Origin of the sequence: Kitasatospora sp. NPDC051984 (assembly GCF_044593455.1) — a bacterium.
In the GTDB taxonomy this organism is placed as follows: Bacteria; Actinomycetota; Actinomycetes; order Streptomycetales; family Streptomycetaceae; genus Kitasatospora.
On sequence record NZ_JBIUCB010000007.1, the window covers coordinates 187954 to 206928 of the forward strand.

General features: G+C 72.2%; 20 protein-coding genes and 1 pseudogene. 13 read left to right on the forward strand and 8 right to left on the reverse strand.

Features of this window, described 5'->3' with window-relative positions:
* Positions 1-13 precede the first annotated feature (13 nt).
* The 4 genes from ACIHEI_RS16655 (at position 14) to ACIHEI_RS16670 (ending at position 3942) form a co-directional block, all read left to right on the forward strand.
* A complete protein-coding gene (locus ACIHEI_RS16655; protein ID WP_387646731.1) occupies positions 14-268 on the forward strand; it encodes an acyl carrier protein in 255 nt (84 codons plus the stop codon).
* Complete coding sequence (locus ACIHEI_RS16660) at positions 265-1512, forward strand: beta-ketoacyl-[acyl-carrier-protein] synthase family protein (RefSeq protein ID WP_396607108.1); 1248 nt, start codon at positions 265-267, stop codon at positions 1510-1512. Before ACIHEI_RS16655 ends, ACIHEI_RS16660 begins: the two co-directional genes overlap by 4 nt.
* 31 nt (positions 1513-1543) lie before the next feature.
* Positions 1544-2575 carry an SDR family oxidoreductase gene (locus ACIHEI_RS16665; protein WP_396607109.1) on the forward strand — a complete coding sequence of 344 codons (1032 nt, stop codon included), beginning with the start codon at positions 1544-1546 and terminating at the stop codon, positions 2573-2575.
* A gap of 191 nt (positions 2576-2766) precedes the next feature.
* Positions 2767-3942, forward strand: a complete 1176-nt coding sequence (locus tag ACIHEI_RS16670) for a GyrI-like domain-containing protein (protein WP_396607110.1) — start codon at positions 2767-2769, stop codon at positions 3940-3942.
* 13 nt (positions 3943-3955) lie between these two features.
* On the opposite strand, the gene ACIHEI_RS16675 is transcribed toward ACIHEI_RS16670, so the two are convergent.
* The 3 genes from ACIHEI_RS16675 to ACIHEI_RS16685 form a co-directional block, all read right to left on the reverse strand.
* The gene (locus tag ACIHEI_RS16675) at positions 3956-4864 is read right to left on the reverse strand and encodes an NAD(P)H-binding protein (RefSeq protein WP_396607111.1); all 909 of its coding nucleotides are present in this window, start codon (positions 4862-4864) and stop codon (positions 3956-3958) included.
* A 31-nt stretch (positions 4865-4895) separates the two neighbouring features.
* Positions 4896-5936 carry an NAD(P)-dependent alcohol dehydrogenase gene (locus ACIHEI_RS16680; RefSeq protein ID WP_396607112.1) on the reverse strand — a complete coding sequence of 347 codons (1041 nt, stop codon included), beginning with the start codon at positions 5934-5936 and terminating at the stop codon, positions 4896-4898.
* A 117-nt stretch (positions 5937-6053) separates the two neighbouring features.
* Entirely contained in the window at positions 6054-6521 is a 468-nt protein-coding gene (locus tag ACIHEI_RS16685; RefSeq protein WP_396607113.1) for a nuclear transport factor 2 family protein, read from the reverse strand.
* A 323-nt stretch (positions 6522-6844) separates the two neighbouring features.
* On the opposite strand from ACIHEI_RS16685, the gene ACIHEI_RS16690 reads away from it, so the two are divergent.
* Positions 6845-7555, forward strand: coding sequence for a carbon-nitrogen hydrolase family protein (locus ACIHEI_RS16690; RefSeq protein WP_396607114.1), 711 nt, complete (start codon positions 6845-6847; stop codon positions 7553-7555).
* Positions 7556-7639: 84 nt separating this feature from the next.
* On the opposite strand, the gene ACIHEI_RS16695 is transcribed toward ACIHEI_RS16690, so the two are convergent.
* Both ACIHEI_RS16695 and ACIHEI_RS16700 read right to left on the reverse strand, forming a co-directional pair.
* Positions 7640-8161: a hypothetical protein gene (locus tag ACIHEI_RS16695; RefSeq protein ID WP_396607115.1), complete on the reverse strand. Its 522-nt coding sequence runs from the start codon at positions 8159-8161 to the stop codon at positions 7640-7642.
* Positions 8162-8255: 94 nt separating this feature from the next.
* On the reverse strand, positions 8256-8657 hold the full coding sequence (locus ACIHEI_RS16700) for an MFS transporter (protein WP_396607116.1): 402 nt from the start codon (positions 8655-8657) through the stop codon (positions 8256-8258).
* Between the two features lie 191 nt (positions 8658-8848).
* On the opposite strand from ACIHEI_RS16700, the gene ACIHEI_RS16705 reads away from it, so the two are divergent.
* The 3 genes and pseudogenes from ACIHEI_RS16705 to ACIHEI_RS16715 all read left to right on the forward strand — a co-directional run.
* Complete coding sequence (locus tag ACIHEI_RS16705; protein ID WP_396607117.1) at positions 8849-10027, forward strand: M20 family metallopeptidase; 1179 nt, start codon at positions 8849-8851, stop codon at positions 10025-10027.
* A gap of 78 nt (positions 10028-10105) precedes the next feature.
* Positions 10106-10798: a hypothetical protein gene (locus ACIHEI_RS16710; RefSeq protein WP_396607118.1), complete on the forward strand. Its 693-nt coding sequence runs from the start codon at positions 10106-10108 to the stop codon at positions 10796-10798.
* Positions 10799-10938: 140 nt separating this feature from the next.
* Positions 10939-11091: pseudogene (locus tag ACIHEI_RS16715) on the forward strand (cupin domain-containing protein); the annotation flags it as partial.
* Between the two features lie 73 nt (positions 11092-11164).
* Here ACIHEI_RS16715 and ACIHEI_RS16720 read toward each other — a convergent pair.
* The gene (locus ACIHEI_RS16720; protein WP_396607119.1) at positions 11165-11638 is read right to left on the reverse strand and encodes a MarR family winged helix-turn-helix transcriptional regulator; all 474 of its coding nucleotides are present in this window, start codon (positions 11636-11638) and stop codon (positions 11165-11167) included.
* Between the two features lie 57 nt (positions 11639-11695).
* Between ACIHEI_RS16720 and ACIHEI_RS16725 the strand changes: the two genes are divergently transcribed.
* Both ACIHEI_RS16725 and ACIHEI_RS16730 read left to right on the forward strand, forming a co-directional pair.
* Positions 11696-12472 carry an alpha/beta fold hydrolase gene (locus ACIHEI_RS16725; protein ID WP_396607120.1) on the forward strand — a complete coding sequence of 259 codons (777 nt, stop codon included), beginning with the start codon at positions 11696-11698 and terminating at the stop codon, positions 12470-12472.
* A 118-nt stretch (positions 12473-12590) separates the two neighbouring features.
* Entirely contained in the window at positions 12591-13343 is a 753-nt protein-coding gene (locus ACIHEI_RS16730) for a hypothetical protein (protein WP_396607121.1), read from the forward strand.
* 170 nt (positions 13344-13513) lie between these two features.
* On the opposite strand, the gene ACIHEI_RS16735 is transcribed toward ACIHEI_RS16730, so the two are convergent.
* Positions 13514-14173: a hypothetical protein gene (locus tag ACIHEI_RS16735; protein WP_396607122.1), complete on the reverse strand. Its 660-nt coding sequence runs from the start codon at positions 14171-14173 to the stop codon at positions 13514-13516.
* Positions 14174-14460: 287 nt separating this feature from the next.
* Positions 14461-15045 (reverse strand): hypothetical protein, encoded by a 585-nt coding sequence (locus ACIHEI_RS16740; RefSeq protein ID WP_396607123.1) that lies wholly within the window; start codon positions 15043-15045, stop codon positions 14461-14463.
* Between the two features lie 703 nt (positions 15046-15748).
* Between ACIHEI_RS16740 and ACIHEI_RS16745 the strand changes: the two genes are divergently transcribed.
* The 3 genes from ACIHEI_RS16745 to ACIHEI_RS16755 all read left to right on the forward strand — a co-directional run bounded on the left by ACIHEI_RS16745 (position 15749) and on the right by ACIHEI_RS16755 (position 18973).
* Entirely contained in the window at positions 15749-16276 is a 528-nt protein-coding gene (locus ACIHEI_RS16745) for a hypothetical protein (RefSeq protein WP_396607124.1), read from the forward strand.
* A 467-nt stretch (positions 16277-16743) separates the two neighbouring features.
* Complete coding sequence (gene hutH / locus ACIHEI_RS16750; RefSeq protein ID WP_396607125.1) at positions 16744-18402, forward strand: histidine ammonia-lyase; 1659 nt, start codon at positions 16744-16746, stop codon at positions 18400-18402.
* Entirely contained in the window at positions 18389-18973 is a 585-nt protein-coding gene (locus ACIHEI_RS16755) for a hypothetical protein (RefSeq protein ID WP_396607126.1), read from the forward strand. Before hutH ends, ACIHEI_RS16755 begins: the two co-directional genes overlap by 14 nt.
* Positions 18974-18975 lie beyond the last annotated feature (2 nt).

The window sequence follows — 18975 nt, forward strand, 5'->3', positions numbered from 1 at the left end:
AGCGAAGGAAGCTTTGCCCACACGAGAGGAACTGGCCGTCACGGTCAGAACGGTCATCTCCGACGTCCTCGGCACCGACCCCGCCGAACTCCAGGACCGCACCAGCCTGCTCGAGGACTACGGCATCGACAGCCTGGAACTCATGGAGATCGGCGCCCGCCTGGAACGCGCCCTCCAACTGCGCATCGACCCGGGCGACCTGATCGCCGCCCGCGACGTCGGCCACGCCATCGACCTGCTGCGCACCCGGCTGGACACCGCCGTATGAACGGCCGCCACCCCACGGGCGGACACCGCGTCGCCGTCACCGGAATCGGCGTCAAGTCCCCGGCCGGCAACGGAATCGAGGAGGTCTACGCCGCCCTGCTGGCCGGCCGCTCCGCCACCACCCGGCTCGACCGCCTGGCCGACTCCGGCCTGCCCGTCCACATCGCCTGCCTGACCCCGCCGTTCGACGTCACCGCGTACCTCACCCCCCGCGAGGTACGCCAGATCGACCGCCCCGCACAACTGCTGCTCTGCGCCGCCGCCGACGCGCTGGCCGACGCCGAACTGCCCGCCGACCAGCGGACCGACCGTATCGGCGTCCAGATCGGCACCGGCATCGGCGGCCTCACCAGCATGGAGGACGCCACCACCGGCTTCGCCCACCGCCCCCGCGACCTGCCCGTGCACACCGTCCCCAGAACCATGAACAACTCGCCCGCCTGCCGGATCGCGCTGCGCCACGGCTTCCAGGGCGTCTGCACCACCTACTCCAGCGCCTGCGCCAGCGGCAGCACCGCCCTCGCCGAGGCCGCCCGCCGGATCCGGCACGGCGAACTCGACGTGGCGGTGGCCGGAGGCGTCGACTCCGCGGTGAGCACCGTGGTGATGGGCTCGTTCGCCCGGATGCGGGCACTTTCCACCCGCAACGACGACCCGGCGACGGCCAGCCGCCCGTTCGACGCCGACCGGGACGGCTTCGTGATGGGGGAGGGCGCGGCCGTCCTGGTGCTCGAACGCTGGGAGGCGGCCCGCGCCCGTGGTGCCCGCATCCACGGCGAGATCGCCGGCTGGGCCGAGACCTGCGACGCCTTCCACATCGCCGCCCCGCACGAATCCGGCGAAGTGGCCGGCCGGTGCATGACGCAGGCCATCGCCGACGCCGGGCTGTCCGCCGCCGACATCGGCCACATCAGCGCCCACGGGACATCGACGGTGCCCGGCGACCGCGCCGAGGCCCGGGCGATCGACCAGTGCTTCGACGGCCAGTCGCCACCGGTCACCGCCGTCAAGGGCGTCACCGGCCACCTGATCGGCGCCGCCGGCGCGCTCGAGGCCGCACTCGCCCTGGTCTGCGCGGCCCGCGGCACCGTCCCGCCGGTCGCCAACCTGCGCAGCAGCCCCGAGGCGCACTGGGTGGACCTGGTGAGCGGCGCGCCGCGCACCGTCGCGCCCGCCCCCGTGCTGTCCAACTCCTTCGGGTTCGGCGGCCAGAACGCCTGCCTGGTGCTCGCGCCCCCGCTCTGAACCCCCGTCAGCTCAATTCGCGGAGCCAAACATGCGAGTCCTTCTCACCGGGGCGACCGGAGTGGTCGGCACCGAGTTCGCGCACCAACTGCGCGCCGCCACCGCCGCGCACGGCCGGCCCCTCACCCTCGTCCCGGTGGCGCGGCGGGACGAGACGGTGGTGCGCTGGCGGATGGGCGCCGAACCGCCACCCGCCGAACTGGCCGGCCACTGGGACGTCATCGTGCACGCGGCCGCCAGCACCCGCTGGACGCTGACCCGCGACGAGGCCGTCGCCGCCAACCTCGAACCGCTGCGCGCCGTCCTCACCCTCGCCGACCGCGACACCCATCTGGTCCAGGTGTCCACCGCGTACGTCGGCGGCGTCCGCAACCCCGAGGACCTGCGCGGCACCGAGTTCGAGGGCTACCGCAACGGCTACGAGTGGTCCAAGGCCACCTGTGAGGCGATCGCCCGCCAGGCCCACCCCGGCCCGCTCACCCTGATCCGCCCGCCCCTGGTGGTCGGCCGCCGCGGCACCGGCGAGATCGCCCGCTTCTCCGGCCCCTACTCGATCCTCCAGGCGCTGGTCTCCGGCACCGCCGCCGTGGTGGTCGGCGACCCGGCCGGCCACGCCGAGATCAGCCCCGTCGACGAGGTCGCGGCGGCCATGGTCGCCGCCGTCCTCGCTCCACCGCCCGAGCAGCCCCGCACCGAGGTGATCGCCGCCGGCCCCGACAGCCTCGACCTGGACGAACTCCTCGACGTCATCTGCGTCACCCTCAACCGCTTCCGCGCCGCGCACGGCGTCGCCCCCATCGACCGCCCCCCGCTGGTGTCCGTCGACAGCTGGAACCGCTTCTTCCTGCCGCTCGCCGACCAGTGGCTCTCGCCCATCCAGAGCCAGGCCGTCAAACTGCTCGCGATGTTCCAGAGCTACACCAGCATGCGCCGCCCCTTCGACCCCACCTGGAAGGTCGCCGACCCCGCCGCCGCCATGGCCGCCTCCGTCCACCACTGGGCCGAACGCCGCCCCCGCCTCGCCCTGGCCCGCCCCGAACCGTGGACGCTGCTCACGTCCTGACGCCGCGTCAGCAGCCCGCGTTCGAGGGCGACGACCACGCTGGGGCCCGGATCGACGGCGAGACCGGAACGGGCGGCCTCCGCCGGCATCCTGGTCGGCCGGGTGCGCCGCCCGGCACGCCCGGCCGGTTGAACCTGCCGTCCGATCGGTGGACAGTCGCGGGTTACTATTCTAGCGCTAGGATAGTTTCCATGGACTCAGGCCTGACCGCCGCCGAGCTGACGCTGCTCGGGCTGCTGGTGGAGAAACCCCGGCACGGATACGAGCTGGAGGGGGTGATCGCGGAGCGCGGGATGCGGGAGTGGACCGAGGTCGGATTCAGCTCGATCTACTACCTGCTGACGAAGCTCCGGGAGCGCGGACTGATCGAACAGGTCGAGGGATCGGCCGTCGTCGGCGACAAACGGCGCAAGGTGTTCGGCGCGACCGCCGAGGGCCGACGGGCCTGCGCGGCGGCGGCCGAGGCGGCGATCGCCGAACTGCACCCGCTGTATCCGCGCGTCCTGGTCGGCCTGGCCAACCAGCCCGCCATCGGCCATGAACAGCTGCTCGACGCCCTGGAGCGGCGCTCGCGGGCGCTCGCCGAACGCATCGAGCAAGTGGCCGAAGCCGCCGGGCCGCCCGTGCCCGACTTCGTGCGCGCGATCTTCGACTACTCGCTGGGCCAACTACGCGCCGAACAGGACTGGTTGGACCGTTACCGGGCATCGCTTGGCGGTGCGCACCCACAAGGAGGGGGACCGAGCATGGCACCGTACGACATCAAGAAGGACCTGAAGGAGTTCTACGCGCCCAAGAACACCACGTGGGCCGTCGTGGACGTCCCCGAACAGCAGTTCCTCGCCGTCGACGGCAGCGGCAACCCGAACACCGCACCCGCCCACGCCGCCGCCGTCGAGGCGCTCTACGCCGTCGCGTACACCCTGAAGTTCGCGGGCAAGCAGGCCGAGGGCGGCCGGGACTTCGTGGTCGGCCCGCTGGAAGGGCTGTGGTGGGCCGAGGAGTTCGAGGCCTTCACCAGCCGGGACAAGGACAGCTGGAACTGGACCATGATGATCAGCCTGCCCGGCTGGATCACCGAGCAGATGATCGACGAGGCCCGGCAGACCGCACTCGCCAAGAAGAAGCACCCCACCATCGCCGACGTCCGCCGGCTCACCCTGCACGAGGGCCCCAGCGCCCAGCTGCTGCACATCGGCTCCTACGACGACGAAGCGCCCGCCCTGCACCAGCTGCACCACGAGTACCTGCCGGCCAACGGCCTGCGGCCCGGCGCCAAGCACCACGAGATCTACCTCGGCGACCCCCGCAGGACCGCGCCCGAGAAGCTCAAGACCGTCGTCCGCCAGCCGGTCGAACCCGCCTGACCGGTAAGGGTGTTCACGGCCCCGCGATCCGGTCGGCGTGCCGGCGGACGTAGTCGCCGACACCGGTGGCCGGGCGCCCCGTGACCAGTTGGACGCCGTCGGCCCGGCGGTCGTAGCGGTTCTCGGCGTGCAGCCGGGCCATGGTGGCGATGTGCTCGAACACGTGGTCCGGCAGCCCGAGCGGCTCGAGGTCGCGGTCGATCCACTCGTCGAGCGGCACATCGGTGTAGCCGACCGGCCGGCCGAGGGCGGCGGACACCTCCGCGGCGACGGCGTCCCCGTCCTGCGAGCGCGGGCCGGTCAGTTCGTAGCTGCGGCCGAGGTGCGGCTGCGGCTCGGCCAGCACCTGCGCGACCACCGCCGCGACGTCGGCCGCCGCGACCGGCGAGGTCCGGGCGCGGCCGAGCGGCAGCCGGATGGTGCCGTCCCGGGCGATCGAGGACAGGCCGACCCGGAACAGCGGGTTCTCCAGGAACACGGTCGGTCTGACCTCGACCACCGGCAGCCCCGACCAGCCGAGGACCTGCTCCACCAGCCACTGCTGCCGGTGCTGCCGCGACTCGCCCGCCTCGGCCAAGTCCAGCTCGGAGACGGTCAGTTGCGACATGTTGACCAGTACCTCCAGGCCCGGCGCCGCCCGCGCCACGGCCGCCGTCGTGACCGCGGCCTGGAGGTACTGGGCCGACACGCCCATGCCGAAGTACACCCGCGTGCAGCCCGACAGCGCCTTCGTCACCTCGCCGATCCGGGTCAGGTCCGCGACCACCACCTCGGCGCCCGTCGCCCGCAGCGCCTTGGCGCGCTCGTCGTCGCGCCGCACCAGCGCCCGGACCGGCAGGCCGCGTCCGCGCAACTCCTCCACCACGGACCGCCCCACGGCCCCCACCCGGCCGGCGGCGCCGGTCACCAGAATCGGTTGCACGCGGGATCTCCTTCCCCGGCCTGTTGTGCCGTCAGACGGTCGCGGCGTCGATGACGAAGCGGTAGCGGACATCGCCGGCCTGCACGCGCTTGTACGCCTCGTTGACCTGGTCGGCGCGGATCGTCTCGATCTCGGCGGCCACGCCGTGCCGCGCGCAGAAGTCGAGCATCTCCTGGGTCTCCGCGATGCCGCCGATGCTGGAACTGCTCATGCTGCGCCGGTTGCCGCCCAGCGTGCGCAGGTCCACCGGCAGCTCCTTCTCGGGCAGGCCGAGGTTGACCATGGTGCCGTCCCGGCGCAGCAGGTCGAACAGGGCGGGGAAGTCGAGCGGGGCGGAGACGGTGTTGAGGATCAGGTCGAAGCGGCGGGCGAGCGCGTCGAAGGTCGCCGGGTCGGAGGTGGCGTAGTAGCGGTCGGCGCCCAGCCGCAGGCCGTCGTCCCGCTTGCGCAGCGACTGCGACAGCACGGTGACCTCCGCCCCGAGCGCGTGCGCGATCTTCACCGCCACGTGGCCGATGCCGCCGAAACCGACGACCGCGACCCGCTTCCCCGGGCCCGCGCCCCAGTGCCGCAGCGGCGAGTAGGTGGTGATGCCGGCGCACAGCAGCGGGGCGCCGGCGTCCATCGGGAGGGCGTCCGGGAAGCGCAGCACGAAGTCCTGATCCACGACGATGGTCTCCGCGTAGCCGCCGTAGGTCGGCCGGCCCTGCCGGTCGAGGGCGTTGTACGTCCACACCGGGCCGTCGTCGCAGTACTGCTCCAGCCCCGCCCGGCAGTTGTCGCACGTCCGGCAGGAGTCGACCATGCAGCCGACGCCGACCCGGTCGCCGACCGCGAACTTCGTGACACCCCCGCCGACTTGAGCGACCACTCCGGTGATCTCGTGCCCCGGGACCATCGGGAAGACGGCGCCGCCCCAGCCGTCGTGGACCTGGTGGATGTCGGAGTGGCAGATGCCCACGAAGGCGATATCGATCAGCACGTCGTGCTCGCCGACCGGTCGGCGCTCGACGGTGGTGCGCGCGAGCGGGGCGTTGGCGGCGGGGGCGGCGTAGGCGGCGACGGTGGTCATTCCGTCGGGTCCCTTCTCTGCGGAACGGGTCTGGGTGTCGGTGTGGCGGGGTGAACCACCCGCGCGGCTACCGCCGATGGGGCGACGGCCGGTGACGTCAGGGGTAGTCACGGGGAGTCACGGGGAACAGGGACGGGTCTCGGTCCAGTCGACGAGCAGGCGGCGTTCGGCGAAGAGCCAGCGGCCGTGCTGCTTGACGAAGACGTCCAGGTAGCGGATGGCGGCGATCATGACCGTGCGTTCGGCGTCCGCCCCGTAGGAGAGGTGGTGCGCCAGGCAGTAACTCTCGCCCGTCGCGCGGTCGCCGTCCAGGGTGACGGTGCTCCGACCGTTGAAGTGCAGGGTCGCCCGGTGGGAGTTCAGGTCCGCGAAGACCGGCGCGAGGGCCTCCCGGCCGCGCAGCTCCTGGGCCGGCTCGGCCGCGCCGGCATCCATGTGCACCAGGAAACGGGCGTCCTCGGTGAACAGGCCCTGCTGCCCCGCGGCGTCCCGGCGATCCGCGCAGCGCGCGTACGCGTCGACCAGTTCGCGGATGGCCAGCCGGTCGGCGGCCTCCTGCTCCGAGACCGGGGTGTGGACGGACATGGCGGCTCCCTCGGGACGGCGTCCGGTACACCTGTTACGACACCCCGGGCCCGGGCCGCCCGCAACGCGGACCTGTTGCTCAGCCGCGGAGGGTCCGCATCGCCGTCGCCCAGGTTGGACGAGGCCGCCGCCCGTGAGCTGCGGGAGGAGGCCGGGCGGGGCTTCTCCACCCACGGCTGGGACAGCGACGTGGATCCGCGCGCCCTGGTCGAGCAGTGACGTGTGTCGTGCGTCATCGGGGCGGGGCTTGACGGGCACTGCGGCCAATAGGTGATCATGGGGCGTCACCTGTGCGCCTACGTTCGAACGACAGGAGTCGGAGAGTGGGAACCCCGCTGGCAGTCGCTGCGGTACAGCCCAGTTGGGCCGGGGCGGATGTCCTGGCCAACGCGGAACTGCACGCCCGGGCGATCGTGCGGGCCGAGGCCCGACTGGTCGTCTTCCCCGAACTCTCCCTCACCGGTTACGACCTCGGTGCGCCGTCACTCGCCACGGACGACAGCCGCCTCCGGCCGATCGTGGAAGCCTGCCGCGCGGCCGGCGCAGTCGCGCTGGTCGGCGCCCCGGCGCGGGACGCGGACGGCCGCGAGTACATCGCCACGCTGGCAGTGACCGGCGAGAGCGTGACCGTGGCCTACCGGAAAGTGTGGCTCCACGGAGCAGAGTTCGACCGCTTCACCCCCGGCGAGAAGCCGACCGTGCTCACCCTCGACGGCTGGCGGCTCGGACTGGCCATCTGCTACGACGCGGCCGTGCCCCAACACGCCGCCGACACGGCGGCACTCGGAATCGACGCGTACGTCGCCAGCACCATCTACGGCCCGGACTCCCACAGCCGCCGCGACTCCCACATGCGTGAACGCGCCACCACCCACGCCACCTGGGTCGTCCTCGCCACAGCCGCAGGCCCCAGCGGCACCTTCGCCCAGACCTCCGGCGGCTCGGGCATCTGGACACCGAACGGAGACCTCGCCACACAGGCCGGCCCCGACGCGGACCAGACCGTGGCGTTCACTCTCCCCGCCCTGGCCTGACCAGCCGCGCCATGGACCTGCGCGCGGAACTGATGCCCCCGCCGGTGAGCCGGCCAACGTGACGCACCACCTGGAAGGTCAGGTTCACCCCGGCGCGCTCCAGGGGTCGGTGGCCCACTCTGTCGACCACGAGCACGCCTCACCGAACGCGGCGATCAGCTCGAACGGCAGCTCCCGATCCGCCTGCCCGATGGCCAGCGCAAGCCACCGACCTGAGGACGGCGGCTGCCACAACCGCATGCTTGCGGCAACGTTGCTCAGGAAGCCGAGCGGCTCGGGAGCCACGAACTCGGGGTCCGGATGGTCGAACCCGAGATACGGCCACAACTCGACCGTCCTGGGGCTGCCCCAACGGGCGGTCAGCACGGCCGCCAGCGCATCGAGGTCGGCCGCCAGTTCCTCCTCGGCCGCGTCGACGGTCTCCGCGCTGCAGTCCTCCCAGAAGTCCCGACTCTCCCGCAACACGGCCACCCGGTACCCAGGCCCACCCCACCCGCCGGCCGTGCCCGGTCGCTCCTCGTGCTCCGGGAACGGCAGGGCGCTCAGTTCGTCGATGACCGACAGCTGGGCCTCGGTGAAACCCGTCGGACGGTGCTGACTTGCCATGCGCGCAGCCTAAACGCTGTCCCGGACGCTCCGGACCGGCGAACCCGTCAGGACGGCCGGCGACGCCGGTAGTAGGCCCAGGCCAGGGCCAGCACTATCGGCCCCCACAGCATCGCCGACGTGATGCACACCCGGGCCAGGTGCATCCACCATCCGTTGCTGTACCCCACTTCGGGCAGGGCGCCCATCCAGGCGAGCGGGCCCGGCCGCGTTCCGCCGGCGGATACATCGTCTGCACGACGGACAGCACCTGCGGAACCATCAGCGCGGCGCACAGTCCCTGGACGACGCGGGCGCCGACGAGAGCGATCGTGTTCGGGGACAGCCCGCAGGCCAGCGAGGCGAGGACGAACCCGGCCGCGCCCAGGACGAACAGGTGCTTGCGGCCGAAGAGATCGCCGAGCCGGCCACCGGTGATCAGCGCGGCCCCGAAGGCGAGCGTGTAACCGGCGCCGATCCACTGGACGGTGGCGTATGGGCCGGGGGTGAGGCGCATTTGGCCGCGAGGAGACAGCCCACTTGGATCTCTCCGTGCTTCTCCGCACTGCGGGGTGTTACTGGGGTGTGAGGGGGCGCAGGGGCTGGTCCACCATGGGCGGGGAGCGGCAGCCGGAGCGCGTCCGGTGGGAACGTTCGACGTGGTGCGTGCGGTACCGGTGCGGCACAACTGATGGGTGGGGAGAGGGAATGAGCAGCAGTGAGGGTGACCGGGCGGCGTCGGTGACCGAGCTGGCGCAGGAACTCGTCCGCCGGCCGAGCAGGGCCGGCATCGACGACTACGGGCCGGTGCTCGAGGTGCTGGAGGACTGGCTCGGCGTCCGGGGCCTGCCGCACCGGCGGCTGCACCACCAGGGCGAGTTGGCGGGGCTGCTGGTGGAGATCCCCGGTGGGCGACCGGGTCGGTGGTGGGCGCTGGACGCCTGTGTGGACACCGCCCCGTACGGCGACGAGAGCGCATGGTCGTTTCCCCCGGACAGCGGTGACGTCGTGTCGGGCTGGCTGCGGGGGAGGGGCAGCGCCGACTCGAAACTGGCAGCGGCGATGTTCTGCCACCTCGCGGCCGACCTGGCGCCGCGCGCCGCCGAGTTGCACGGCGGCCTCGCCGTGCTGCTGGACGTCGACGAGCACACCGGCACCTTCGGCGGCGCGCGCGCCTACCTCGCCGACGAACACGCGGCCCGCCCGGAAGGCGTGATGATCGGCTACCCGGGCCTGGACGAGATCGTGGTCGGCGGCCGTGGCCTGTGGCGGGCGGTGATCGCCGTACCCGGCCCCGCCGGGCACTCCGGATCGCGCCGTACCCAGGTGGGTGCCGTCTCCCGCGCCGCCCACCTCGTCCGCCTCCTGGACGCGGCCCACCTGCCCGGCGCCGACGGCGCATCGGGGTTCCCGCTGGGGCCGAAGCTCACGGTCACCGCCTTCCACGGCGGCGCGGGCTTCTCCACCACACCGGACCTGTGCGAGCTGAACGTCGACGTGCGCACCGTCCCCGGCTTCGACGCCCGTGAGGCCGAGGCGCTGATCCGCAAGGCCGTCGCCGAACTGGACGCCGACATGCCTTCCCCACGGCCGACGGACGTCACGCCGGTGGCGAGCTGGCCGCCGTTCCGCCTGACCGAGGACGAGCAACCCGCCGCCACACTGTTCGAGGCGACCGCGGCCCAGGGACTGCGCGTGCACGCGAAGGTCGCCGGTCCCTCCAACATCGGCAACCTGCTCGCCGGAGAAGGGATCCCGGCCACGGCCGGCTTCGGCGTGCCCTACGAAGGGCTGCACGGCACCGACGAGCGAGCACACCTCGCCGCACTGCCCCAGGTGTACGCCGCCTACCGGCAGGCCGTCCTGAGCCTGCTGTCCCAGCCGTAGGCGGCCGCGTCCCAGCCGGGGTCCCGGATTCTTTCCACCGCGATCCCATCGAGGCCCCAACTTCGGCTCAGGGGAGGAATGTTGAGTATCGGTGCCGGATTGACGGCGGTGGAGAACCTGCGGACTGCCGACTGCCCCGCACGGCACCCGTGGTGTCCTGGAGCCGCCCATCCGGGATCCGGTACCGGTACCAACGTCCTCAGCGTCTGCGACAAGAAGGAGTGGCACCCGTGGTCAGCATCCTCGACACCCTCACAGGCCTGCTGCCCCGTCCCACCGACGTCCGTCCCAAGGACTGGGACTCGGTACGCCGACGGCTCGGCGCGGACCTCCCCGCCGACTACAAGGCCTTCATCGACACCTACGGCGGCGGCTACGTCGACAACTACCTGTGGATCCTCGAAACCCGGCTGCGCCAACGAGTACTACGACCTCTTCGAGGCCGTCGAGGAACGCGCCGAAGCCAACGAGTACCTGTGGTCCAGCAGCGAGCCGAAGCCCGCCCAACTCGACCACGCCGACGCTCGGATCATCCCCTGGGCCTCCACCGACAACGGCGAGTTCCTGTACTGGCTTGCCCAGCCGGGCCAGCACCCCGACCAGTGGACCGTCATGGTCAACGAAGCCCGCGGCCCCTGGTGGGAGCACTTCGACCTCACTCTCACCCGCTTCCTCGCCCGCTCCCTCACGGGCGAGACGCGCTCCGAGATCCTCTCCGACCTCTTCCCTTCCGATCCTCACGACTTCCGGCCCTCCGGCCTCTTCGGGTAAGGGGCAACTGCCTTGCCGCCGGGGCGGTGCGGCCGGGCGGGTTTCCGGTCCGCAGGCGGCAATTGACCCATGATCTCCGGGCAGGATTGACCTCTGTGGCGGGCCATTCGGAACTCTGGGCTCGTGATCACGACGAACCCCCGGGCCTCGGGCGGTTCGACTACCTGCGCCTGCTCGGCCGGGTCATGCGCGGTGAGGCCGATCCGAAGGAGATCACCGAATCCGCGGAACGTTTCGACAACCACTACGTGGACAGCCCCGTCTGGCGCGCCGCACCGGAGGCATCCGCCTGAGCGGCCGCCGGACCGCACCGGTTCCGGTCCTGCGGGGGCGGCGGTGCTCGGCGGCCCGGAGCGGCGGTCGGGCTCAGTCGACGTCGGCGTCGCCCATGACGTGGAGGAGCCGGGACAGGACTCGGAGGCAGGCGTCGATGTCGGGGCCGGTGAGGTCGTCGGCGGCGTGGCGGAGGACTGCGCGTTCGCGGCCGAGTACCGCGGTGATGGCGGTCCGGCCCGGTTCGGTCAGCCGGATGAGGGAGGACCTCTGGTGGGCCGGGTTGGGAACGGACTCGACCAGGCCTTTCGCGGCCGCGTCGTTGACCATGCGCTGGACGAACTGGCGGCTGAGCGTCTGCGCCCGCCCCATCTGGGGGACGGTCATGGGCCCGTGGTCGCGGAGCAGGTTGAGCACGGCGCGGATTCCGGCCGACAGCCCCTCGGCGGACATGTCCTGCTCCACCGTGCGGTGGGTGCGCCGGTACAACGGCCCCACCAGGTCGAACACCTCGGTGAGTCGGTCCGTCAGCTCTTCGGGCACCGGGCCGGTGTCTGCTTCGTCCATACCGCCATGATGGCACCCCGGTTGTCATTCTCCCGCAATAGTGACACCTTGGTTGTCATGAATGATCTGTTCTGGCTGGACACCGGCACCGGCAAACCCCTGGTCCTGCTGCACGGCGGCTTCCTGGACCACCGCATGTGGAACGACCAGATCCCCGCCCTCGCCACGCAGTACCGCGTCATCGCGCCAGACGCCCGCGGCCACGGCCGGTCCGCCAACGCCACCGAACCGTTCCGGCACACCGACGACCTCGCCGCGCTGCTTCGACACCTGGACACCGGCCCCGCGATCCTGGTGGGCGTCTCCATGGGAGGGAGCATCGCGGTCGACACCGCACTCGAACACCCCGAACTGGTCAGCGCCGTGGTCGTCAGCGGCGCCGGAACCAGCGAGCCGGACTTCACCGACCCGTGGACCCTCCGGACCTGGACCACCTGGCAGACGGCGATGGCCGCCGGCGACCTGAACGCCGCCGTCGACGCCTTCACGCTCTTCGCCGCCGGACCGGACCGCACCCTCGACGAACTCGCCCCCGACGTCGTCGGCCGCCTGCGCGAGATGACCCACAGCACCCTGTCCAAGCACACCGCCGGCGAACCCGACCTGCGCATCCCCATCCGCGACACCTGGAACCGCGCCACCCGCATCGACGTGCCCGTACGGGCCATCAACGGCGCCCTCGACTCGCCCGACCACATCACCATGGCCGAACGCCTCACCCGCGCCGCCCCCAACGGGCACACCGTCACGATCGACGGGACCGCCCACTACCCCAACATGGAACGCCCGGAGGCCTTCAACAAGGCACTCGAAGACCTCCTGCGCACCCTGTGACCACACACTCACCCCCCCCGGGCCGCGGCGCGCAATCTCCTGCCGCGCTGCTGTGCCCGGGGCCAGGCGGGCGTCGTGTGCCGGCACTGTCGGTCGCGGGTCGTAGGTTCGGGCGGTGATGACCATTGACCCGCAGACCGCCTACCAGGTGCCCGACGTCCTGCCCGACCCGTGGGAGGTGCTGCGCGGGACGAAGTGGCCGGCGCTGGAGACCGCGTGCGGGTCGGGGGCGAAAGTGCCGCGGGTTCTGGTGCGGTTGCTCGACGAGGACCTGACGGTGCCTGAGACCCGGGAGGCGCTCGACGGCCTCGAGCCGGTTCGGCACCAGAACACCATCTACGGCGCGACCCCCGCGACCGCCCTGTTCGTCGCGGCGCTCCTCGCCCACCGCGCGCCACGGCGGGCGGGGGCGGCGGACGGTGTGGACGTGCAGCTGCTGAACTGGCTCGCCGACGTCGCCCACGACTTCGACGACGCGTGCGTCGCGGCAGGAGACCGCTACTTCAACGGGCGCTATCTGGACGGCTACCCGGCCATGGTCGCCATACGCGCGCTGAGGCCGGTGCTTCACCGCGCCGTCGAACCGTTCCTCGACGATCCCGATGCCGCCGTCCGCGACACCGCGCTGGCCGCCGCCCTCGCCCTCGCCGAACACCCCGCTCTGGCCCCGCACCGCGACGACCTCGCCGCCCGCGCTCGCCGCCTCCTGCTCACCGGCGACACCCGGTGGCGCCGTTGGCAGGCTCTCGACGCCCTGACCGCCTGGGGGCACGACACCACCGGCCTCGCCCGTCCCGGCGACGACAACCGCAGTCCCTGCACCACCACCCAATCCCCCGACGCGGACTTCGCCGACCATCCGCCGTTCTGACAACTCCTCGCGCCACGGCCCTCCGGCCCCGGGGTGCGGCGTGGACTCACCTGTGACGCCGGCTGGTCGGTTGCTCGTTGGTGTGGCGCTCCGAGCCTGCCGGCGGCGATCGGCGCGCGGGTCGACGGGGCGAAGAAAGGCGGGGTTCGGCGGCTCCAACATGCCGCGTTCTAGGAGTCGTTGCCGCCGAGGAGGACGCGGTAGACGATTCTGGTGCCGTCGGTGCTCACCTCGGTGCAGAGGGCGCGACGGTCGAGCAACCAGCCGTTCGCCTCGCACCGTTGCCGGGGCCGGGGCCGGAGCCGGTCGGCGGCCGCCGCGGTCGGTACGTCGGGTGGACCCGCCAGGTAGAGCGTGCGCCAGCAGGTGGCGGCGTGGCCGTTGCCGCAGCCCTTGCCGGTGTCGAGGACGGTGTAGCCGGGCGGCGGTTCCGGCATGGCCGTCCGGGACGGGATCCCCGCCTCGTGGAAGGCCACGAGCGCCAGCAGCGGGGTCGCGGCGAGGACGAGGCCCAACTGGCCGTAGAACGCGATGCCCGCCGCCCGGGACCAGCCGGCCGGACGCCCGGTGCGCCGGCCGGCGATCCGCCGGTCCAGCCGCAGGCCGATCAGGACGGCCAGTTCGGCGAGCGGCGTGTGGAGCAGGTAGAGCTCGGCCTTGCTGCGCGGGTGCAGCAGGTCGAACGCCACCGCGAGTACCAGCGCCAGCCAGAGCGTCAACGCGGCGGCGACGGCTGCCCGGAGCGGCGTGGGACGGGCGCGCAGCAGCCAGTGGACGAGCGGCAGCAGTGCGAACAGCACCCCGACGACGGCCCACGTCACGATCCCCATGATCCGAAACCCTCCCAGCGGCGGACGGCGACAGCCCGGGAAGTCGGACGCCCGGGAAGTGACTGTCGGTTCCGGTACGACGGGCGCCGGCCGGACAGGGAGGTCGGCGGCTGTGGCCGCGCGACCGGCTTACGGCCTGCGCCCGCGTGGTCATGCGCGTCGAAGCTCCGGTTGAACAAGTCGCCTTGTTCTTCCGGAGCTTCGGGCCGTCACCGGGTGCCCGTGCGGTCGAGCGCCGCTCTCACATGGGTCACCGGATGCTGCGGGGTCTGCGGGGTCTGCGGGGGTCAGCCGGTGGTGCTCCAGCTGTGGGCGACGTCGATGACGAGTCGGTTGTCGAGTTGGAAGACCTCGAACGGCAGGCGTGCCCGGACGCCGAGGCCGAACTGGGTCTCGCCCTCCATGCTGCCGGCGAAGCGGGTGTCCACGAAGGTGCGGTGGCCGGTGAGGTCGACGCCCGGGAGCGGGTCGCCCGACCGGGCCGGGTAGACCTTCTGCCAGGTGGTGGGGTCGTAGGAGCTCGCGCCGACGACGATCTCCAGGACGGCGCCGCCGCTCACCGGGATCGGTGTGCCGGAGCCGGCCTGGTAGATGGTGTTGCCGTTCGTGTAGTGCACCCGATAGGCGAGCGGGTTCTGCGGTGAGGTGCCCGGGACGTCGATCACCAGGCGGTCGAAGCACTCGTGGGTACCGGTGCGGACGTTCGTCAGCGCCTGCGGCTGGTACGGGACGGTCCGGTCCTGCCGGTCGAGGCTGCCCCACACGGCCTGGCAGTCGGTGGTGGCGGTGACGGCCGAGGCCGTCGGGACCGCGGTCGCCGCCACCCCCGCGGCGAGCATCACGGCAGCCAGCGCGGTGGTCCACCGTCGCATGTCGTTCCCCCTATCTGCGCCGGCCCCAGTGGCCGGCCCGCAATAATCCACGCGCCGGCGCGCGGAAAGGTATCGGGCATACGGGAACTGATCCGTTCCGCGCGGCCGGGCGGCCGGTCCACAAGCCTGTAGGTCCACAAGCCTGTAGGTCCACGAACACCGCAGGGGAGAAAACCTGACATGTCGATACTTCCCGAGGTCGCTACGCCACCAGGCCGCCGCCGCGTCCTCGCCCTGGGAGCGGCCCTCGCCGCCGCACCCTGGAGCACCCCTCCCGCCGCACTCACCGTCAGGAACGGCAGCACCGTCACCCTGACCCGCACCACGCGGCTGCGTCGCCTCCTCGTCGAGCCCGGTGGCACCCTCACCGCCCCGGCCGGGCAGGTGCTGACGCTCACCGTCGACGGCGTGGAGACCGGCACGGAGCTGACCGTCACGGGCGGCGACCGGGCCCGGATCGCGCCCGGATCGCGCCCGGCGAGTACCGCGGCGGCGTGGTGGTCAGCGTGTGCGAGCAGAACGCCGTGGCCTTCCAGGGCCTCGAGTTTCAGCTCCGGCGGGCCCTGCGCGTCACCGCCGACGGGCCGGACGCGGCCAGGTCCGTGCTCGCCGCCCGGCTCGCCGCCCGGCTCGGCGGGCGGGTCGGCCGGTCCGGCGTCGACGGTCTCGCCGTCCGGTCCACCGGCGAGGTGTTCCCGGCAACGTGCGCACCATCAACCTGCTGGGCCGGGGCACGACGGCCGCCTACCTCGGCTGCGAGCTCTCCTCGGAGGGCTGGGGCGTGCCCTCCAGCGACGTCGGCCAGGACTGCCGGCTGGTGGCCGTCAACAGCCGGGTGACCATCACCGGCCGGTCCGGCTACGGCGCCTATGCCATCGGGGACGCCACCGAACGCTTTCTTGGCTGCGAGTTCGACGTCGCCGACCACGCCGCCGTCGTCCGCGGCGGCATCGTGCACTTCGGCGACAGCCACCGGGCCGCCGTGCGCGAGCTGAACGACAGCCGGGAACTCGGCCTGACCGAAGGCGAGTTGACGACCCTGATCCCGCAGTCGGGGACGGTCCGGTCGCGGCGCTTCGGCGTGATGTGGCACGGCCCGGGCGCGGCACGGACCGACGGCGGCACCGTGTTCCGCACCGGGGAGGCCGTGTTCCTGAACAAGGGCCAGGCCGTGCGGATCACCGTGGACGGTTTCGGACGGGCGGCAGGATCGCCGAGGAGCTGCCGATGAGCTCGCCGGCGTTGCCCTTCAAGGTGCACCGGTAGTCGTCGACCTTCGTGCCTTCGAATCCTGCGGTGGCGCTGCTGGAGAGGCTCACGACGAGGGTCGTGGTGCCGGTGCAGGTGGCGCTCGTGGGCTCGGTGGCCGTGCCTGCCGTGCCTGTTTTCGCCCGCCGGGGCGAGCGCGGCGGCCCAGGTTCGGGGGCGGATTTTCGATACGGGCATTATTCCTCTTTTCGGAAATTCCATGCTGGGGTGGATTCGGCGACTGCGAAATCCGGGCCGCCCGCCTCTTGTTGCGGTGCCGGGTTCCGGCTGCGGAGGATTCTCGGAACGGGCCGCCGACTTCCAGCCGATGGGGCAATTTTGATGACAAATCATTCGTCCGGGCGACTTTCCCGCAATTAATTTTCCTTCGCGCCGAGCTTTCGCCTACGATCGGTCCGCCTGGAAATCTGACGTCGGGAGGGAATTTCCGTGGGTGCGGTGCTGCTGCTCGGCGCGGATTCGCTGAGCGTCGAGGACGTAGCGGATTTCGCCCGCCGACCGGACGGGTGGGACGTCAGGCTGGACGAAGCCGCCGAGGACCGGATGGCGGCATCCGCCCGGGTCAAGGACGAGCTGGTCGCGTCGGGCCGGCCCGTCTACGGGGTGACGACCGGCTTCGGCGACAGCTGCGGTCGGCACATCGGCCCGGCCAAGGCCGCAGACCTGCAACGCAACCTCATCGCGGGCCACTTGGCGGGGAACGGCGAGCCAGCCCCGGCCGAGGTGGTCCGGGCCACCATGCTGATCCGGGCCAACTGCCTGGCCCGGGGCTACTCCGGCGTGCGAGTCGCCGTGGTGGAGCTGCTGGCCGACTGCCTCCGCGCGGACATCCTGCCGGTGATCCCACAGCGCGGCTCCGTGGGGGCCGGCGGAGACCTCGTCCCGCTCGCCTACCTCGCCGACCTGCTGACCGGCCACGGCACCGCGCTGCACCGGGGCGAGCTCCGGCCCGCCGCCGACGCACTGCGGGAAGCCGGCCTGACGCCACTCCGGCTCGCCCCCAAGGAGGGCCTGGCGCTCATCAACGGCACGTCCTTCATGGCCGGTTACGCCGTCGCCACGATCCGCGCCGCCCACGAGCTGTCCGCCGTCACGGACCTCTGCACGGCGCTCGCCGCCGAGACGCTGGAGGCGAGCACGGCGCCGTTCGAACCCTTCCTCCACCAGCACAAGCCACACCCCGGGCAGTACACCAGCGCCGCGCGGGTCCGCCGCCTGCTGCACGGCTCAAGGCTGGCCGTCCGGCACGAGGACCGGGTCGGCACCAACCCCAGGCTCGCCGGGGACGGCTACCAACTGCTGCGCTCCGGCCTGCAGGACAGGTACTCCGTCCGCTGCGCACCACACGTCACCGGCGTCCTGAACGACACCCTCGGCTGGGCCGCCGACTGGCTGGACACCGAGATCAACTCCACCAACGACAACCCACTGTTCGACCCCGACACCGGCGAGGTCCACCACGGCGGAAACTTCTACGGCGGCCATGTCGGCCAGGCGATGGACGCCCTCAAACTCGCCCTGGCCAGCACCGGCGACCTGCTGGACCGTCAGACCGCCCTGCTGGTCGACGAGAAGAGCAACCACGGGCTGACGGCCAACCTCATTCGGCCGGTGCTCGACGCGGACTACGAATCGGGCCTTCACCACGGCTTCAAAGCCGCACAGAGCGCCTCCTCCGCACTGGCCGCCGAGGCACTGAAAAACACCATGCCGGCCACGGCGTTCTCCCGCTCCACCGAGTCCCACAACCAGGACAAGGTCAGCATGGCCACCGTCGCGGCCCGGGACGCCTGGCACACCGTCGAACTCGTCCAGCACATCGCCGCCATCACCCTGGCCGCCCTCTGCCAGGCCGCCGACCTGCGCGGCAGCGACCGCCTCGCACCGGCCACCCAAGCGGCGTACGACCTGGTGCGCACCGTCGTCGGATTCCTCGACCGGGACAGGCGGCTCGACACCGAACTCGCCGACCTGGCCGCACTGATCGCCTCCGGCAGGATCGGCGCACTGCTCACCACCACGGACGGCCACCTGACGGACGAACTGCCCGAGCAGGCAAGGAGGTCCGGTGTCCATGGCCACGCCTGAGCCCGCGCTGTCCGCGCCGCCGCTGTCCGAGTTGCTGGTGCGCGAGACGGTCGGGGCCGTGCTCGGCACCTCCCTGCACGAGTGTCCCGCCGACCGGCCGCTTGCCGAACTTCCGGAGCCGATCTACGACAGCCTCGCCCAACTCGAAGTGCTCACCTGGAAGGCGATCGACCCCGCGCCGTGCGCCCCGTACGGGCGCAGCGGCGGCCTGAACCCAGGGGAGGCGGTGGGCGTTCGCGGAGGAGTCCGCCCGCGCCCGCCCCGCGCCCGCCGCGCGTACGTGCTCGGCTACGGCCTGGCCGGCGACGCCCACCACGTCACCGCCCCGCCACCCGACGGGGGCGGGCTGCGCACCGCGATGCTCGGCGCGCTTGCGGACGCGGTGCTCACCCCCGACGCCGTCGGTTACGTCAACGGCCACGGCACCGGCACCGGCACCGGCACCCCGGCGAACGACACCGCCGAACTGAGCGCGATGCGGCCCGCCAGGTGGCGGAGCATCGCCACGCCCGAGCGGACCGACGCGTTCCTCGAAGCTCTGCGTCAGCAAGCCCCTGTACCAGCACCATGAGG

What these genes read in the sequence shown, in the direction of transcription:
- ACIHEI_RS16660 (WP_396607108.1), top strand. Translation starts at nt 265, where the DNA reads ATGAACGGCCGCCACCCCACGGGCGGACACCGCGTCGCCGTCACCGGA.
- ACIHEI_RS16665 (WP_396607109.1), top strand. Translation starts at nt 1,544, where the DNA reads ATGCGAGTCCTTCTCACCGGGGCGACCGGAGTGGTCGGCACCGAGTTC.
- ACIHEI_RS16670 (WP_396607110.1), top strand. Translation starts at nt 2,767, where the DNA reads ATGGACTCAGGCCTGACCGCCGCCGAGCTGACGCTGCTCGGGCTGCTG.
- ACIHEI_RS16680 (WP_396607112.1), bottom strand. Translation starts at nt 5,936, where the DNA reads ATGACCACCGTCGCCGCCTACGCCGCCCCCGCCGCCAACGCCCCGCTC.
- ACIHEI_RS16685 (WP_396607113.1), bottom strand. Translation starts at nt 6,521, where the DNA reads ATGTCCGTCCACACCCCGGTCTCGGAGCAGGAGGCCGCCGACCGGCTG.
- ACIHEI_RS16695 (WP_396607115.1), bottom strand. Translation starts at nt 8,161, where the DNA reads ATGGCAAGTCAGCACCGTCCGACGGGTTTCACCGAGGCCCAGCTGTCG.
- ACIHEI_RS16700 (WP_396607116.1), bottom strand. Translation starts at nt 8,657, where the DNA reads ATGCGCCTCACCCCCGGCCCATACGCCACCGTCCAGTGGATCGGCGCC.
- ACIHEI_RS16705 (WP_396607117.1), top strand. Translation starts at nt 8,849, where the DNA reads ATGAGCAGCAGTGAGGGTGACCGGGCGGCGTCGGTGACCGAGCTGGCG.
- ACIHEI_RS16710 (WP_396607118.1), top strand. Translation starts at nt 10,106, where the DNA reads ATGTTGAGTATCGGTGCCGGATTGACGGCGGTGGAGAACCTGCGGACT.
- ACIHEI_RS16720 (WP_396607119.1), bottom strand. Translation starts at nt 11,638, where the DNA reads ATGGACGAAGCAGACACCGGCCCGGTGCCCGAAGAGCTGACGGACCGA.
- ACIHEI_RS16725 (WP_396607120.1), top strand. Translation starts at nt 11,696, where the DNA reads ATGAATGATCTGTTCTGGCTGGACACCGGCACCGGCAAACCCCTGGTC.
- ACIHEI_RS16730 (WP_396607121.1), top strand. Translation starts at nt 12,591, where the DNA reads ATGACCATTGACCCGCAGACCGCCTACCAGGTGCCCGACGTCCTGCCC.
- ACIHEI_RS16735 (WP_396607122.1), bottom strand. Translation starts at nt 14,173, where the DNA reads ATGGGGATCGTGACGTGGGCCGTCGTCGGGGTGCTGTTCGCACTGCTG.
- ACIHEI_RS16740 (WP_396607123.1), bottom strand. Translation starts at nt 15,045, where the DNA reads ATGCGACGGTGGACCACCGCGCTGGCTGCCGTGATGCTCGCCGCGGGG.
- ACIHEI_RS16755 (WP_396607126.1), top strand. Translation starts at nt 18,389, where the DNA reads ATGGCCACGCCTGAGCCCGCGCTGTCCGCGCCGCCGCTGTCCGAGTTG.